Here is a 15,709-nt window from a genome sequence, read left to right on the forward strand (position 1 = left end):
AGAACCAATGCTGCTCAAATCACTCCGCTTACTAAACTTCAGACAATACGAAGGATCTCAGCGTGTTGAGTTCTCAGTCGACAGCGACAAGAACGTCACCGTTATCCTTGGCGACAACACATTCGGCAAGACGACGCTGCTTCAAGCTTTCAACTGGTGTTTTTACGGAAAGGTAAACCTGCTCAATCCGGAAATGCTTCTGAATTACGACGTTGCCGATAGGATGGGAAATGGCGAGACCGCCGACGTTGAGGTCGAGATTGAGCTCGTTCACAATAATCGACTCTACTCTCTTTTGAGAAAACAGACTTATTCTAAGATTGGTGGAAATGTACGAGGCGACGCGCCTACGAAGAAAATGAGCTTTCTCAAGCCAGATGGACAATCCGAGCCGATTAATCCAGGCAAAGTCGATGAGGTCATCAAATCGATTCTTCCGGAAGATCTCTCGAGCTATTTCTTCTTTGACACGGAGCGCGTTGCGTCCGTCAGCGCAAGAAAGGACCTCAGCTCCTCCGTCAAAGATCTGGTTGGTCTGTCCGTGCTCTACAACGCCATAAAGCACCTTGGTGATAAGAGTCACAAACGTTCTGTTATCGGAAAACTCTACGATTCCATGGACCAGGATGGCGACGAACGGGCAGCTCAAGCTCTTAGGATTATGCAGGATGCGACCGATAGGTGCGACGAGATAAAAAACCAGCTTGTTGAGTGTGACGGCGAGCTGGAGCAATTGAGTGCGCAGAAGGCGCAACTCGATGAGAAGCTTCGAGATAACGAAGATACAAAAGCGCTGCAAGCTAAAAAAATGAAGCTTGAGGCCGACGTTTCTCGCGATGAGGCTGCTGTGGAAAGGACCAAGAGTCTCCTAAGGAACGATTTTAGCGATAATTCTCTCCGTTACTTCGTTGTGCCTCTCGTCAACAAGGCAGAGCTTCTGTTGAAGGATGCTGAGCTCGATGACAAGGGGATCAAGGATTTGACTAAGCCGGCTCTGGAGGAGATTCTCGAAAGGGGGGTTTGCATTTGTGGTCTGAAGTTCAGTGAGCATGCGGACGCCGTGGAGCATATTAAAACCGAAATGCGCTATTGCCCGCCGGAGTCTATCGGAAACGCGGTCAAGAACTTCCGGGGAGACATCGTCAATCTGGCCGGCGATATCAACCGCATCCTTGCTAGCATGAACGACCGCAAGGCGAATGTCTATACAACGTCGCAGCGCATCGATCAGGCGCACGACGATATTGACTCACTCAGTTCTAAAATAGAGGAACTCCCGGATCTCGGTCGATATGAGGCGGCAAGAAACGATGTCAAAAGGCAAATCAGGAAGAAGGCAAGTCAGCGTGATGCTCTCATGCGAGAGGACGGCGCTCTGAAGGCCAAGGCTGAAAAGGCGCGCAAGACCTACGAGCTTTTTTCTGTTGCCTCTAATAAAAACAAGAAAATAATTCTCTATATCAGGTATGCCGAGGCTATATCTCAATGGTTAAACGAGACATATTCTGAGAAAGAATCTGAGATTCGCGAAACCCTGCAGGAACGGGTGAACACTATCTTCGAAAAGATGTATCACGGCAAGAGGCGTGTTGTTATCGATGCGAACTATCAGGTAAACCTAGTTACCGATTTAAATGGCACGAGTAAGATGACTGGCGAATCAGAGGGTCTTAATCGAGTCAAGAACTTTGCATTCATAGCCGGCCTCGTCTCGATTGCAAAGGATAAGGTCGTAACCAAACTTGGCAAACAGGAGTACGATCTTTCCTCGGAACCGTACCCGCTTGTGATGGATGCGCCATTCTCGAACACCGATGAGACCCACATTGCAAACATTTCGAAAGAGCTGCCCATGGCCTCGGAGCAGGTCATTATGTTCGTAATGAATAAAGATTGGCGTTATGCTAAGCCCGTACTTGAAGGCAGGGTTGGCGCCAGCTATGTGCTTTCAAAGATAAGCGAACAACACTCGGAACTGAAGGAGGCATAAATGTTCGAACGCGATATCACGCTGACCGGCAAACACGCCACCTATGTTAAGTATTTCAGAGATGATGCGAAGCTGTATGCTCGTTACATTGATGTCTATATGAACGGCGCCGTTTTTGGCCTTTTGCATAACCGTCGCGCGGAGAAGGATTCCGGGAGCGCTTCGGCGAGCATTCTTGCCGACACCCTACAAAAGGAACGCAGCAGATGCGTTCTCCTATATCGTCTTGCAATGCTGCTCGATGATACTTCAGGCCTAGATGCGCAAGAGAGGATCGACCGCGCATTTCGCGATGATGCAGATGATGCCTCTCCTGATAAACTAGTCGCCAATATGGAGCTCTTCAATTCGTATGTGCGCGGGGGAATCGAAGAGATGTACGAGCAATTCATAGATGGTCATGGCACAACGGCAGACGAGTATCTTGATCGCGCCATGGATGTCATGGAGACCTTTAAAGACGAAATTGATGGCGTAGATTTTTCCGACAAACTAGAGTCTCTTATGCAAGGATGAATGCGTTGAACGACGGCGCCGTTACGCTTGATGACGAATATCAATGGTTTGATCAATTGATTGCTCTGCCAATTGACGGTGCTGCTGTGTGCTTTTTTTCAAACTTAGGGTATCTAGATGAGGATAAAGAAGCTGATATAGCCGCCTGTTCGCCCAGCAGGTTCGTGTATTCACTTCTACCCGAGGATAAATTTCTTACCGACGAGGACAGGTTCGCATTGAGCCTGATTGGTAAGTGCGCGAAACTTGCCGTATTTTATAGCACCGATTACGAAGAACCATCTGCTAACGTCGATATCTACGCTGTTGATTTAAAAGACGCTGGTACCTTGCGCAGTGAGGCCGCCTACAACATTCATGCGGTTTTTTCGAAATTTAACGATAATCCAAGTATTGTTTTTTTCCGAAGCGAAGAATCCGTTTTGCTTTCTTTCCTCCAGGCGGCGGATGAGGACTCTGTAGCCATCTACCTATCGGACTGGCTTACGCCAGATACAGTCGATACGGGGCAGCTCGATAGAATTCATGTCGGATCATGTTCGCTTCTAAGCTCGGTCGACTTGTTTGATTCTTTGGAATTCGAAGCAATAAGGGACTACTACAAATACCCGCTATCGCGCAATATTGCAGCCTATGAGGTCGTCCTTCCTTCCATCAACTTTTCTTCCATGATCGATCTTTCGGCCTTTACTCGCGAAGATCAAAATGAAGCGATAGAGACGGTGCTTAACACTTACGCTACCCAATATGGTGATGATTATATCGATAGTTCGCCTAAGGAAATCGACCAGGCAGATAATGTCGATCTCGACGATCTTGAGTGGGAGGCGCATAGTCTCGGCCTAGACGACGATGAGGGCTTCAGCTCATTAGATGATATGAGCGACAAAAAGAACTCAGCTTCTATATTGAGCCCGCCGTCTGACTTAATGGGCGATCCGATCGCTCTTCTGGATTGGCTTGAAGGTAACTCAGAGGGAAGGGTTGGACGAGGCTCCGAGGTGGTTTCAACTCTTCATGTTGTATCTATTGGTAAAACCCCGCCTCCAGTTGGAAGTCATCTCAGACACGCCGGCCTTGGAGAGGGCGTTGTTACTTGTGTTAATCAGTCTTCGCTTGCTGAGACCGAATTATATGTGAGTGCCGAGTTCCGAGGTACGTCAAGGTCTTTTGCATTCCCTCAAGCATTCGAAAGCGGAGTTGTTGAGCTTTTGGGTTGAGTGATTCCTTTAGCAACACTTACTACGCGGACGGAGAAGCTTCTCGTGCGACCATCGACATAATGATTGGAGTTCAGACATTCTGGCTAATCGAAATGCGAAGTGACGAAATCACTGGTTGTGAGAGACTTCGGAATAAGGCTCTATTAAGAGCAAATTGAGCGTTTGATCTGCTTCCAGGGTTCTTGCAACGCTGTAATTGGCTGTACAGCAGGCGGCGAGTAAAAGGTCCTGTCGATTACGAATGAATCGCGCTGGCACTTGTGTATGTCAAAAGGCATACACAAGTGTCAGTCTTTTGACATCGTGTGGTCAACGACTGAACGCCACCATGACGCCGTTGGCGTTCGTCTGAGCCATCGCGATCCCGCGTGCGGCACTCAACAGCTCATACTCCCTCTGGCTCCACTGGCGCAGCTCGGCCGCGCGCACGGCGTCGCGGCACAGGTCCAGAAACGTCTCGGCCCCTTCGCAGAAGCACTCGCGGGCAAAGGTGCCGGATCCGTCCGCAACGCACACGCCGTCGGCGAAGAGCTTCCAGCTAGACGGCTCGCGCGAATCGTCTCCAAGAAGCTTGATCTGCAGCGCGTGCGGATTGCCGGCGGCGCAAAGCTCTTCCTCGAGCTTCTCCACCGTAAAGCGCATCTGGTGGGAGAGGCTGCTCTTGACCATGGCCGAGGCGTAGCCATTCGGCTCGTCTAGAAGATGCATTCGTCTTGGCTTGGCTGCCAGGTTGTGGAAGTTGCGCTCACTGCGCACGGAGAAATTGTCCATACGGACTCCTTTCATCGATGTTGGCAGGGCCACCGTGTCTCTTGGCCGGTTGGCGTCGGGATCGTGGAGCCAACTCTCTACCCCGACTCTGGATAAAACGCGCCCGCTCCTTGCGGGCAAGATGGAGTCTATCAGCGCGCGCGGACAGAAATCAAGCGCCGCCTGCGAAATGACGTGCAAGCGACGCTTGATTGCGCGGCAATTATTCGGCAAACATCCGGAAAAGTGTCGAAAGCAGCCGTATGAAAGTACGGAAAAGTGTCAAATTCGAGCCGCCCAAATTACGGAAAAGTGTCGAAATGAGCACCTAACAATCACGGAAAAGTGTATCCTAGTGCTAAAACAGCACGTAATAAGGGGTGCGCTTATGCTGCAGAGAAAAGCGAAAGCACGGTTTGAATCTTGGCTTGCCTCGTCGCCTAACAAGGCTCTTTTGGTCAAGGGTGCCCGACAGGTAGGAAAGTCATATTTGGTCAATGTCTTTGCAAACGAATCGTTCGAAAATATCGTGACGTTCGACCTTATCGCCGATGCGTCCGTGCGTGATTCGTTTTTGGCGGCGAAAAGTGCGGACGACCTGCTTATGCGCATGTCTATTGCTGCGACGCAGCCGATGGTTGCGAACAAGACCGTCGTGGTTATCGACGAGGTGCAGCGATGCCCCAATGTGGTGACGTTTATCAAATACCTGGTCCAGCGCGGCGACTTTCGATACATCCTCACCGGATCGCTCCTTGGCGTTGAGCTCGAGGGCATCGATTCCCTGCCGGTGGGGTATGTCGAGCAGGTCCAGATGTACCCGCTCGACTTTGAGGAGTTTTGCTGGGCAAATGGCGTTGGTGCCAGCGTGTTTGACATGCTCAGGGGCTGTCTAAAGGATGAAGGGGAGCTCCCCGGCTACCTGTATGACCGCTTGCTCGATCTGTTCCATCAGTATGTGGTGGTGGGAGGCATGCCCGACGCGGTCAATTCCTTCTTGGCGACGCGCAATGTCGACGAGGTTCGAAACATCCACCGCGATCTTCACGCCCTGTATCGTGATGACATCGCAAAGTACGCTCCGCCCGAGCTACGCTTGGTTATTCGCGATATCTATGATTTGATTCCCAGCGAGGCCGGCTCCAAAAACAAGCGATTCAAACTGTCATCGATTAACGGTGTCAAACGTTTTTCGCAGGTGACAGATCATTTTCTCTGGTTATCGGAGGCAGGTGTCGCGCTTCCCGTGTATAACGTAACGGCGCCCGTTGCACCCCTTTTATTGGGGGAGCAACGAAATCTGTTCAAGCTGTTTTACCTGGACACCGGAATGCTCATGTCGTCGTATTCCAAAAGGGTCGCCCAAGGCGTTTTTGATGGGGAGGCGGAAGGCGCCTTTGGCATGAACATGGGGGCGGCGTTTGAGGGCTTCGTTGCCCAAGAGCTCAAAGCTCATGGGTTTAGATTGTGCTACTTTACGTCCAAAAAGGTCGGTGAGCTCGATTTTGTGGAAGAGACGCTCGATGGGGAAGTGTTTGCCATCGAGGTCAAATCGGGCAAGAGCTTTAAGTGCCACGCGGCGCTCGGTAACGCACTGACAACGAAGGGCTACGGAATCGATCGCGCCCTGGTACTTGCGGAATGTAATCTTCACCGCGATGGTGACGTGCTGTATCTGCCCATCTTTATGGCAGGGCTTTTGGAGCCGTAACGTGCCGCTGGCTCTTCCGGCCCTCACTTAACCCTCGCTACTCGTCGTCTCCGTCGTTGGGGTCGCCCTTGAGGGTGTTGATGTCCAGATACTCGTTATCGTCCTCTTTTTGCTGGGTCTCCGACTCCGCTTGGGTGGGGCCGCGGAACAGCTGGAATCCCTCAAACGCAATGACGCCGAGCAGGGCAATGATAATGGCGATAAAGGCAACCTTGACTGCCTGCGGAAATTCCGAGAAACGCAGTGCCTTTTCCTCGGCGTAATAATCGGCGAAGAGCTCTTCGCCCGTGCTTTTGGTATACGCCGGTGCGGACGCGGCCTCCGGGTCATATTCCGGTGCAGGCGCGGCAGCGTACGGATCGTTGAGATAATCGCTCGATGCGGTGCCATAATCCTCGGTCTCGATGCGACCGGTGCCATCATAGCCATCGGAATAATCGGAATATGCCGCACCGCCCTCATAGTCCGCGGCGCTCGTGTTGGCGGCAAAAAGCGGGTTAACTGGAACGTCGAGCGCCAGCATGCCGGTAGAGGTCTCATCCAGATCGGCTGCAGCCCAGGAATCGTAGGCCACCTGATGGGCAGCGGGCTCATCGAGCCTTGTGACCTGAGGCTTGCGTGCCGCAGGAACAGGCAACTGCTGGGCGCTGAACATGACGGTGCTGTCGGCCGATTTGCCCTGCGTCGCTGCAGCGAGAAATGCCGCCGTTTCGGACGGGTCGCTTGCGGGGCGGGGAGCGGGCGTGGGCGCCGAAGTGGGAGCGGGCGTAGGCGCGGGCGTCGAAACAGGCGACTGCGCAGGAGTCGGCGCAGATGCGGGCTTAGGCGCAAGTGCGGGATTGGGACTTGACGGGCGAGCCCCGCCGCCCATGAGTTCGTCGGCGGTCCACGGGCGATCATCCATCACGTCGTCAAGGCTCAGCGAAAACAGGTTGTCTTCACCCTCATCGAACATGCGGTGCACATGTCCACCAATTGCCGGAATCAATCCGCGATCGGTGCATGATGCCTTGCTCAACGCCATTCTGTTCCACCCTTTCGAAATACCAATGACATCGATTATATGGAACTTCCCAAGCGGCTCGGTCTTGGATTCATGCTTTCCAGAACTCGCGCCCAAAAAGGGGAGGGGTGCAGGCGCGCTGACTATTTGTCGCCGGCCGCCGCCTTGGCCTCGTTGAGGTAGCTATAGAAGCTGTATTTGGAGATGCCAAAGAACTCGCAGGCGCGCTCGCTCGACTTTGAAATGAGGAAGGCGCCGCGACGGTCGAGGTAGCCAATGGCACGAATACGCTCGTCTTTGGTCATGAGCGCCGCGGGCTTGCCCACAAACTGCTCGCACTCGTGCAGCAGGTCCTCGAGCAGGTTGCCGATGTTCTTGGTAATGGGCTCGGGCTCGGTGTAGCCCGTGCCGCCGGTGCCGGTAAAGGCGTCGAGCGAACGCTCAAAAGCCTTCATAAGCGTAATGTCAAAGTTGATGCCCAAAATGCCGACGGGCTTGCCCTCGTCGTTGCGGATAAAGATCGTCGACGATTTGAGCAGCTTGCCATCGGTGGTTTTGGTGAGGTATGGCTCGCGGTCGTGCACGTCGGTGGTGCCCTCGTGCATGGACTCAAACACGATATGGCTGGGGCCGTCACCCAGTTTGCGCCCGCTGACGTGGCCGTTTTCGATTACTACGATGGAGTGGTCCACGTCCTCGGTCTCCAGATCGTGGACGACGACTTCGCAGTTGGGGCCAAATTGGAGCGCCAGACCGTGTGCAAGGCGCTTGTAGAACTCAATCTGTGCGGGGGTCATGGGTGCCTTCCTAAAAATTAGTTTGGGCTTACTGTGCCATAAACCCCACTTGTACGCAAATAACGAAAGCGTCGCTGCGTTATAAGACCGCCGACATCTCAGACGCCTCTTGCGAGCACGGCGAGGTCAACGCCGCCCGTTGGTTCCAGGCCTAAAGCCGGGTTGAGGTAAACCATGTAAAGGGGGCACTTTGCCAACCGGCGGGGTGCCCCCTTTTTGCATCGTGGGCGTGCGGGATAAGCGCTTTTAAGGCCAACGGCGGCGTCGCGCCCGTGCGTCTTGCCCTAAACGGTGAACCCGCCTCGCCGGTGCTGTTCCCTGCGAGTCTCTTTCCCGACCTTATGGGGCTTAAGGGCAAGGATGGCGGATCGTCGCTGCTTAGCGGTCGAACCGCTTTTGCTCTGCTCAAACCGTACATGGTCACGCAGATTGACGGCTGCTTGCGCGGCCTTTTGGCCGACGGCGTGCAGGTGACTGAGGGCTTTAAATGCGCCGACGTCGACCCGCGCGGCGATGCCAGCTATATCAACTATATTTCGGACAAGGCGACGTCGGTCGGCGGCGGCAAAATCGAGCTCTTTGCGCTGGACGAGGCTCGCGAGCTGCTGGCCGGGGGTAAATCGCGTCTGGTCCGCTACACCATGGGCGGCGAGAACTCCGATACCGGCATGATCTGCGGCGGAGCCATCTGCCTGTGCTAACTGCACCTGGACGCGACCCAGACGCCGTTGTTCCAGTCGGTTGCCGACGTCTTGGCGTATCGACGTATCGGCGACTTCGTCATCGACTTTGAACCGTTTGTCATCCAAGCCCTCGAGGGTGACGTTGCCGAGTACCATGGCGAGGAATCGCGCCGCACCATTGCGGGCTGCCCCAGGCTTTCGCTGGTGGAGGAGGGGAGTAAGGTCACCTACACCAACGCGGCCTCCGAGATTCCCGCGGCGCACATCGAGACGCTCTGCCCCGAGGAGATCGCCATCTCCATCGCCGCCGAGATGATCCACCTACGCCGCACCAAGCTCGTCCCCCGCAAGCGCTACTCGCATCCCAGGGGTAGCTAATTTGGGACGGGGCTTTTTTAGCTACCTTGTCGCAGGGTAGCTAAAAAAGCCCCGTCCCAAATTAGCTACCCCTGGCACATGCGGGTCATATTTGTGCGGGGGAGTTGTGGAGTTGTGCAGGCAGACGAGGTTTTTCTGGTAATACGCTCCCGATGCGCGTATAGTACCGATTGTTTTGTCGGCTCCTGCTGCGTCGAGTCCAAACCGCGAAATGCCATGAGCGGCGCGGATGCAGCCAGGAGGCACGAGGACAACCCATCGTGGCCACGCCCCGTGCTTAAAACCCCAAGAAGGAGTGAACAATGGCAGAAGAGAAGTATGTGCCGCGTCTGAAGACCAAGTACAACAATGAGGTCAAGCAGCAGCTTCAGGACAAGTTCCAGTACGAGAACGTCATGATGATCCCCAAGTTTGAGAAGATCGTCGTGAACATGGGTGTCGGCGAGGCCGCTACCGATTCCAAGGCCATCGACGGTGCCGTGCGCGACCTGCGCGCCATCACCGGCCAGCAGCCGATGATTACCCGTGCCCGCAAGTCCATCGCTACCTTCCGCCTGCGCGCTGGTATGCCGATCGGCTGCAAGGTTACCCTGCGTGGCGACCGTATGTGGGAGTTCTTCGATCGTCTGACCTCCGTCGCGATCCCCCGTATCCGCGACTTCCGCGGTATCTCCGCCAAGAGCTTTGACGGCCGTGGTAACTTCTCCATGGGCGTCACCGAGCAGCTCATCTTCCCCGAGATTGACTTCGACTCCGTCGATCACCAGCGTGGTATGGACATCACTTTCGTGACCACCGCCAACACCGATGAGGAAGCCAAGGCCCTTCTGGACGCCTTCGGTTTCCCGTTCAAGAAATAGGTTCACCTGCCCTATAAGCGCCGTTCCCACAAGGGGGCGGCGCTTGGGGCGAACAATACTCTATGTGAGGAGGATATAAGTGGCTAAGACATCGATGATCGTCAAGTGCAATCGCAAGCAGAAGTTCTCTACTCGTGAGTACACGCGCTGCCAGCGCTGCGGCCGTCCGCACTCTGTGTACCGCAAGTTCGGCCTGTGCCGTGTCTGCTTCCGCGAGCTTGCACTCAAGGGCGAGCTTCCCGGCGTTAAGAAGGCCAGCTGGTAAGTCACTACCAGCGTTTCAAGCATCAGTTTGGAACAGGGAAAACGCGCTAAAAAGGCTTTGCCGTTAAGGGCGGCGAAGAACCAAGAGCACGTGTTCATCAAGAACGAAGGAGAATCTGTATGAACCTTACAGACCCGATCGCAGATATGCTTACGCGCATCCGTAACGCTAACTCTGTGAACAAGGCCACGGTCTCCATGCCGAGCAGCAAGAAGCTCGTCGAGATCGCTCGTGTTCTGCACGAGGAGGGCTACATCGAGGGCTACGATGTCGAGGACACCGTTCCCCAGAAGACTCTGCACATCACGCTTAAGTATGGTCCCAAGAAGGCTAAGGTCATCAACGGCATCCGCCGCATTTCCAAGCCGGGCCTGCGTAAGTACACCGGCGTTGCCGACATGCCCCGCGTCCGCGGTGGCCTTGGTACCGCCATTATTTCCACCAGCCATGGCGTCATGACCGACCGCGATGCTCGCAAGCACAACGTCGGCGGCGAGATCATCGCTTACGTCTGGTAATTCGCTCGGTAGGTAGAAGGAAAGGAGATCACCGTGTCTCGTATCGGTAATAAGCCTGTCCAGATTCCCGCCGGAGTCGAAGTGGCAGTCAACGGCAACAACGTTGTCGTCAAGGGCCCCAAGGGCCAGCTCGAGCTCGATGTCTTTGAGAAGCTCGCTATCAACGTCGAGGACAACGTCCTCACCGTTTCCCGTCCCGACGACGAGCGTGAGACCCGTGCCCGCCACGGCCTCACCCGCGCCCTCATCCACAACATGGTTGTTGGCGTTTCCGAGGGCTTCGAGAAGAAGCTCGAGCTCGCCGGCGTCGGTTACCGCGTGCAGCAGAAGGGCAAGAACCTCGAGTTCTCCCTGGGCTTCTCGCACCCCGTGATCGTCGAGGCTCCCGAGGGCATCACCTTCGAGGTTCCCGACAACACCCACGTGAACGTCAAGGGTATCAACAAGCAGCAGGTCGGTCAGATCGCCGCTGAGATCCGCGGCCATCGTCCTCCCGAGCCTTACAAGGGCAAGGGTATCCACTACGTTGGCGAGCACATCCGCCGCAAGCTGGGTAAGGCCGCCAAGTAGTCGTAACCGACTCACTCGCATAAGACCAGCACCCCGTCAGGTGCTGGCAAGATCAACCTTTTTAGGAGTTTACGTATGAACAAGCATAAGGCGAAGCTGGAAGGCCTCAAGCGTCGTCAGCGTCGTGTTCGCGGCAAGGTCTCGGGTACCTCCGAGCGTCCGCGTCTTCGCGTGACCCGTACTAACGCCAACATCTATGCCCAGATCATCGACGACAGCAAGGGCTCCAGCCTGACGCTCGTCTCTGCCTCGACCCTCGAGGCCGAGTTCAAGGGCACCCACACCTCGAACAAGGAGGCTGCGGAGAAGGTCGGTCAGCTCGTTGGCAAGCGCGCCATCGAGGCCGGCATCACCAAGGTCGCCTTCGATCGCGGTGGCCGTATCTACCATGGCCGCGTCAAGGCCCTCGCCGACGGTGCTCGTGCCGCCGGTCTCGAGTTCTAGGAGGTATGTAGCACATGGCTCGTAATCAGAAGCAGCAGCGCGAGGCCTCCGAGTTCGAGGAGCGCGTCGTTTACATCAACCGCGTGTCGAAGACCGTCAAGGGCGGTCGTCGCATGAGCCTCGTCGCTCTCGTCGTCGTTGGCGACGGCAAGGGCAACGTCGGCGTTGGCATGGGCAAATCCGCTGAGGTGCCCCTGGCCATCTCCAAGGCGTCTCTCGATGCCAAGAAGAACATGTTCCACGTGCCGGTGACCGAGCAGGGCACCATCCCGCACGAGGTTCTCGGCCACTTTGGTGCCGGCCGCATCATCATCAAGCCCGCTGTCGAGGGTACCGGCGTTATCGCCGGCGGCGCTGTGCGTCCCCTCTTCGAGCTTGCTGGCATCAAGAACGTCCTGTCCAAGTCCCTCGGTACCGACAACGGCCTCAACATCATCAAGGCTGCCGTCGAGGGCCTCAAGGAGCTCTCCAGCCCTGAGGACGTCGCGGCTCGCCGTGGCCTGACGGTCTCCGAGATGTTCGTCGGTAAGGAGAACTAAGCATGGCTGACACCATCAAGATCAAGCAGGTCCGCAGCACCAACGGTTGCAAGCAGGACCAGGTCCGTACTGTCCGTGCCCTCGGTCTCCACAGGATCCGCGAGGTTCGCGAGATTGCTGACAACGAGTCCGTCCGCGGCATGATCTTCAAGGTCAAGCACCTTGTCGAGATTGTAGAGGAGTAGCAAATGCAGCTTCACGATCTTACTCCCGCGCCCGGTTCCACCAAGAACCGCAAGCGCGTCGGCCGTGGCAATTCTTCGGGTCACGGCACCACTTCTGGCCGCGGTCAGAAGGGCCAGGGTTCCCGCTCTGGCGGCACCAAGGGTGCCGGCTTCGAGGGTGGCCAGACTCCGCTGGCTATGCGCCTGCCCAAGCTTCCGGGCTTCCGCAACCCCCGTCGTATCGAGTACACCGCTGTTAACGTTGAGCGTCTCGAGCGTAAGTTCGAGGACGGCGCTGTGATCGACGGTGCCGCTCTTAAGGCCGCTCGCATCACTAAGAGCGAGTTCGAGCCCGTCAAGGTGCTCGGCAATGGTGAGCTCACCAAGAAGTTCACGGTCAAGGTCGACAAGGTCAGCGCTTCTGCGCAGGCCAAGATCGAGGCCGCTGGCGGAAAGGTCGAGCTGCCGTGCTAAATGGTCTTAAGAATGCTTTCCGCATCAAAGAATTGCGTGAAAAGATTCTTTTTACCATAGCTATGCTCGTCGTGTACCGCATTGGTGCGCACGTTCCTGTGCCCGGCATTCCCTTCCAGGGGATGCTGGGCCTTTTCTCGACCGATAACAATTCGGTCGCCGCAGGTGCTATGGCCCTCCTGAATCTTTTCTCTGGCGGCGCGTTGAGCTATGTGTCGGTGTTCTCCCTGGGCATCATGCCTTACATCACCAGCTCGATCATCCTCCAGATGCTCCAGGCCGTTGTGCCTTCCCTGCATGAGCTTGCCCGCGAGGGCGAGGTCGGTCAGACCAAGATTACGCAGTATTCGCGTTACCTCACCCTGGCTCTGGCAATCCTCAACTCCGTGGGTTACCTCTTCCTCTTTAAGAGCTTCGGCATCAGCTTTACTGGCGCCGGCGCCCCCGAGATCATCTTCGACCTCATGATCGTCGGCACGCTCACCGCGGGCGCCATGCTGATCATGTGGATTGGTGAGCTCATCACCCAGCGCGGTATCGGCAATGGCATGTCGCTGATCATCTTTGCGAACATCATGGCCGGTCTGCCGCAGGCGATCTTCTCCAGCACCGAGGGCAATGCCGGTGGCATCATCACCATGGTGATCATCTGCGCCATCATCTTGCTGGTTATCCCGCTGATTGTTTTCCTTGAGCGTGGCCAGCGCCGCATTCCGGTCTCCTACGCTAAGCGCGTCGTGGGCCGTCGCATGATGGGTGGCCAGACTACCTACCTGCCCATCAAGGTCAATACCGCGGGTGTCGTGCCGATCATCTTCGCTTCGGCGCTACTGTACTTCCCGGCTCAGATTGCCGTGTTCTTCCCCGGCATCGGCTGGATTCAGGCAGTTGCCTCTGCGCTTTCGACCGGTTGGCTCAACTGGGTGCTTAATGTTGTCCTCATCGTGTTCTTCGCATACTTCTACACCTCCATGGTGTTCAACCCCGATGACACGGCCGACAACCTTAAGAAGCAGGGCGGCTTTATTCCGGGCGTGCGTCCGGGTAGAGCTACCGCGGCCTACATCAAGAACGCGCTCAACAAGATCACGCTTCCCAGCGCTGTCTTTTTGGCGCTCATCGCCATCGTGCCTTCGATCATCTTCTCTTTCACGGGTAACCAGCTGATCCAGGCATTTGGCGGCACGTCCATCCTCATCATGGTCGGCGTCGTGCTCGACACGGTCGATAAGCTCGAAGGCCAGATCAAGATGTATGATTACGATGGATTCTTTAAATAGGCTAGAGGAGGATTGCTCATGAACCTCGTATTGCTCGGAGCTCCGGGTGCCGGTAAGGGCACCGTCGCACAGGAGCTCGTCGCCGAGTTTGGCGTCGCTCACATTTCCACGGGCGACCTGCTGCGTGCTGCCGTCAAGGGCGGCACCGAGCTTGGTATTCAGGCTAAGAAGTACATGGACGCTGGCGAGCTCGTTCCCGACCAGCTCGTGATCGATCTTGTCAAGGAGCGTCTTGCCGCCGATGATGCCCAGCAGGGTTTCATCCTCGACGGCTTCCCGCGCAACACCGCCCAGGCCGTGACGCTCGATTCCGAGCTCTCCGCGATGGGTCGCGAGATCGACTGCGCCCTTCTGGTCGACGTGGCCCCCGAGGTCATTATCGATCGTCTGTCTTCGCGTCGCACCTGCCGCGCCTGCGGTTACACCGGCACCGCTGCCGATGCTACCTGCCCCAAGTGTGCCGGCGAGATGTATCAGCGCGACGACGACAAGCCCGAGACCATCAAGAACCGTCTCGACGTCTACGAGAAGTCCACGAGCCCGCTCGTCGACTACTATCGTGGCCAGGGTCTGCTCAAGTCGGTCAACGGTGACCAGGCTCGCGAGACCGTGTACGGGGATGTCAAAGAGGCCCTCGGTCTATGATCAAGATTAAGTCTGCAATGCAAATCGAGCAGATGAAGAAGGCAGGAGCGCTATCTAAGATGGCGCTCCGCCACGTTGGAGCCATGGTGCGCCCCGGCGTTTCGACTTTTGAGCTCGATCAGCTCGCGGAGCAGATTATTCGCATGCATGGCGGCACACCGGCCTTTAAGGGATACGGCGGGTTCCCGGGGACGATTTGCGCATCGATCAACGATGCTGTGGTCCACGGTATTCCCAACCCCGACATGATTCTGCGCGATGGCGATATCATCTCCATCGATACGGGAGCCGTTGTCGACGGTTGGGTCGGCGATAACGCTTGGACGTTTTTCGTCGGCACGCCCACGCCCGAGGCTAAGGCCCTGTGCGAGGTTACGCGCGATTGCCTTAAGGCTGCCATCGAGCAGGCTGTTCCCGGTAACCATATCGGGGACGTCGGTTATGCCGTTCAGTCTCTCGCCGAGTCTCACGGTTACGGCGTGCTTCGCGACTATGTGGGCCATGGCATTGGCCGTGTGATGCACGAGGACCCCAACGTTCCTAACTATGGAAAGAAGGGGAGGGGCGTGCGCCTCCAGGTCGGCATGGTCATTGCCATCGAGCCGATGGTTACGATGGGTTCCAACCATGTGAGCTCGGGCTCCGACGGTTGGATTGTTACGACCAACGATCACCTGCCCGCCGCGCACTACGAGAACACCGTCGCCATTACCAATGACGGTCCGGTGATTCTCACCACGGATGCGCAAGGTGCTTGGTGTTCCTTGCAGGGCGGTGAAATGTAAAAGTCGCCGCCCCCTGATGCCCAACCTCGCCTTTCAATTTCGAAGGCATGACCCCAAGGTCTATTCCTTCTCATTTCAAGGCGATCTTGGGCATCAGGGAACGGCTTTGTTTTA

General features: G+C 56.0%; 20 protein-coding genes and 1 riboswitch. Of the genes, 17 read left to right on the plus strand and 3 right to left on the minus strand.

Annotated features, from left to right (window positions below; translation table 11 throughout):
- Positions 1 to 7: 7 nt before the first annotated feature.
- The 3 genes from DXC90_RS00870 to DXC90_RS00880 are packed head-to-tail and all read left to right on the plus strand — an operon-like array spanning position 8 to position 3,726.
- Complete coding sequence (locus tag DXC90_RS00870) at positions 8 to 1,990, plus strand: AAA family ATPase (protein WP_117734349.1); 1,983 nt, start codon at positions 8 to 10, stop codon at positions 1,988 to 1,990.
- Positions 1,991 to 2,506 carry a hypothetical protein gene (locus tag DXC90_RS00875; RefSeq protein WP_117734350.1) on the plus strand — a complete coding sequence of 172 codons (516 nt, stop codon included), beginning with the start codon at positions 1,991 to 1,993 and terminating at the stop codon, positions 2,504 to 2,506. It abuts the gene before it with no gap.
- A gap of 5 nt (positions 2,507 to 2,511) precedes the next feature.
- Positions 2,512 to 3,726 (plus strand): hypothetical protein, encoded by a 1,215-nt coding sequence (locus tag DXC90_RS00880; protein ID WP_117734351.1) that lies wholly within the window; start codon positions 2,512 to 2,514, stop codon positions 3,724 to 3,726.
- 312 nt (positions 3,727 to 4,038) lie between these two features.
- Here the strand turns inward: DXC90_RS00880 and DXC90_RS00885 are convergent, their stop codons facing one another.
- Positions 4,039 to 4,500 (minus strand): hypothetical protein, encoded by a 462-nt coding sequence (locus DXC90_RS00885; protein ID WP_117734352.1) that lies wholly within the window; start codon positions 4,498 to 4,500, stop codon positions 4,039 to 4,041.
- Between the two features lie 8 nt (positions 4,501 to 4,508).
- A riboswitch (SAM riboswitch) is annotated at positions 4,509 to 4,599 on the minus strand.
- A gap of 268 nt (positions 4,600 to 4,867) precedes the next feature.
- Here DXC90_RS00885 and DXC90_RS00890 point away from each other — a divergent pair.
- Entirely contained in the window at positions 4,868 to 6,190 is a 1,323-nt protein-coding gene (locus DXC90_RS00890; RefSeq protein WP_117734353.1) for an ATP-binding protein, read from the plus strand.
- A gap of 37 nt (positions 6,191 to 6,227) precedes the next feature.
- Here DXC90_RS00890 and DXC90_RS09555 read toward each other — a convergent pair whose 3' ends face one another.
- Together DXC90_RS09555 and DXC90_RS00900 are read right to left on the minus strand one after the other, a co-directional pair.
- Positions 6,228 to 7,214, minus strand: coding sequence for a hypothetical protein (locus DXC90_RS09555; RefSeq protein ID WP_117734354.1), 987 nt, complete (start codon positions 7,212 to 7,214; stop codon positions 6,228 to 6,230).
- Positions 7,215 to 7,336: 122 nt separating this feature from the next.
- Positions 7,337 to 7,990, minus strand: coding sequence for a transcriptional regulator (locus tag DXC90_RS00900; protein WP_117734355.1), 654 nt, complete (start codon positions 7,988 to 7,990; stop codon positions 7,337 to 7,339).
- A gap of 272 nt (positions 7,991 to 8,262) precedes the next feature.
- Here DXC90_RS00900 and DXC90_RS09560 point away from each other — a divergent pair, with 272 nt between their 5' ends.
- The 13 genes from DXC90_RS09560 to map all read left to right on the plus strand — a co-directional run bounded on the left by DXC90_RS09560 (position 8,263) and on the right by map (position 15,595).
- Positions 8,263 to 8,691, plus strand: a complete 429-nt coding sequence (locus DXC90_RS09560; protein ID WP_199406579.1) for a hypothetical protein — start codon at positions 8,263 to 8,265, stop codon at positions 8,689 to 8,691.
- A gap of 27 nt (positions 8,692 to 8,718) precedes the next feature.
- The gene (locus DXC90_RS00910) at positions 8,719 to 9,051 is read left to right on the plus strand and encodes a hypothetical protein (protein WP_117734356.1); all 333 of its coding nucleotides are present in this window, start codon (positions 8,719 to 8,721) and stop codon (positions 9,049 to 9,051) included.
- 302 nt (positions 9,052 to 9,353) lie between these two features.
- A complete protein-coding gene (rplE, locus tag DXC90_RS00915; RefSeq protein WP_006235260.1) occupies positions 9,354 to 9,911 on the plus strand; it encodes a 50S ribosomal protein L5 in 558 nt (185 codons plus the stop codon).
- 79 nt (positions 9,912 to 9,990) lie between these two features.
- Entirely contained in the window at positions 9,991 to 10,176 is a 186-nt protein-coding gene (locus DXC90_RS00920) for a type Z 30S ribosomal protein S14 (protein WP_022094280.1), read from the plus strand.
- A 119-nt stretch (positions 10,177 to 10,295) separates the two neighbouring features.
- Positions 10,296 to 10,694 (plus strand): 30S ribosomal protein S8, encoded by a 399-nt coding sequence (gene rpsH, locus DXC90_RS00925; protein ID WP_006235262.1) that lies wholly within the window; start codon positions 10,296 to 10,298, stop codon positions 10,692 to 10,694.
- 33 nt (positions 10,695 to 10,727) lie between these two features.
- Positions 10,728 to 11,264 carry a 50S ribosomal protein L6 gene (rplF, locus tag DXC90_RS00930; protein WP_006235263.1) on the plus strand — a complete coding sequence of 179 codons (537 nt, stop codon included), beginning with the start codon at positions 10,728 to 10,730 and terminating at the stop codon, positions 11,262 to 11,264.
- Between the two features lie 75 nt (positions 11,265 to 11,339).
- The gene (gene rplR / locus DXC90_RS00935; RefSeq protein ID WP_006235264.1) at positions 11,340 to 11,708 is read left to right on the plus strand and encodes a 50S ribosomal protein L18; all 369 of its coding nucleotides are present in this window, start codon (positions 11,340 to 11,342) and stop codon (positions 11,706 to 11,708) included.
- Between the two features lie 14 nt (positions 11,709 to 11,722).
- Positions 11,723 to 12,247 (plus strand): 30S ribosomal protein S5, encoded by a 525-nt coding sequence (rpsE, locus tag DXC90_RS00940; protein ID WP_055252236.1) that lies wholly within the window; start codon positions 11,723 to 11,725, stop codon positions 12,245 to 12,247.
- Between the two features lie 2 nt (positions 12,248 to 12,249).
- On the plus strand, positions 12,250 to 12,432 hold the full coding sequence (gene rpmD / locus DXC90_RS00945; protein WP_006235266.1) for a 50S ribosomal protein L30: 183 nt from the start codon (positions 12,250 to 12,252) through the stop codon (positions 12,430 to 12,432).
- A gap of 3 nt (positions 12,433 to 12,435) precedes the next feature.
- Positions 12,436 to 12,885, plus strand: coding sequence for a 50S ribosomal protein L15 (gene rplO / locus DXC90_RS00950; RefSeq protein ID WP_006235267.1), 450 nt, complete (start codon positions 12,436 to 12,438; stop codon positions 12,883 to 12,885).
- Positions 12,879 to 14,165, plus strand: coding sequence for a preprotein translocase subunit SecY (gene secY / locus DXC90_RS00955; protein ID WP_117734357.1), 1,287 nt, complete (start codon positions 12,879 to 12,881; stop codon positions 14,163 to 14,165). The genes rplO and secY overlap by 7 nt, the downstream gene beginning before the upstream one ends.
- An 18-nt stretch (positions 14,166 to 14,183) precedes the next feature.
- Positions 14,184 to 14,810 carry an adenylate kinase gene (locus tag DXC90_RS00960; protein ID WP_055252238.1) on the plus strand — a complete coding sequence of 209 codons (627 nt, stop codon included), beginning with the start codon at positions 14,184 to 14,186 and terminating at the stop codon, positions 14,808 to 14,810.
- Complete coding sequence (map, locus tag DXC90_RS00965) at positions 14,807 to 15,595, plus strand: type I methionyl aminopeptidase (protein WP_117734358.1); 789 nt, start codon at positions 14,807 to 14,809, stop codon at positions 15,593 to 15,595. Before DXC90_RS00960 ends, map begins: the two co-directional genes overlap by 4 nt.
- Positions 15,596 to 15,709 lie beyond the last annotated feature (114 nt).

It is taken from the genome of Collinsella sp. TF09-1AT, from assembly GCF_003436895.1.
In the GTDB taxonomy this organism is placed as follows: domain Bacteria; phylum Actinomycetota; class Coriobacteriia; order Coriobacteriales; family Coriobacteriaceae; genus Collinsella.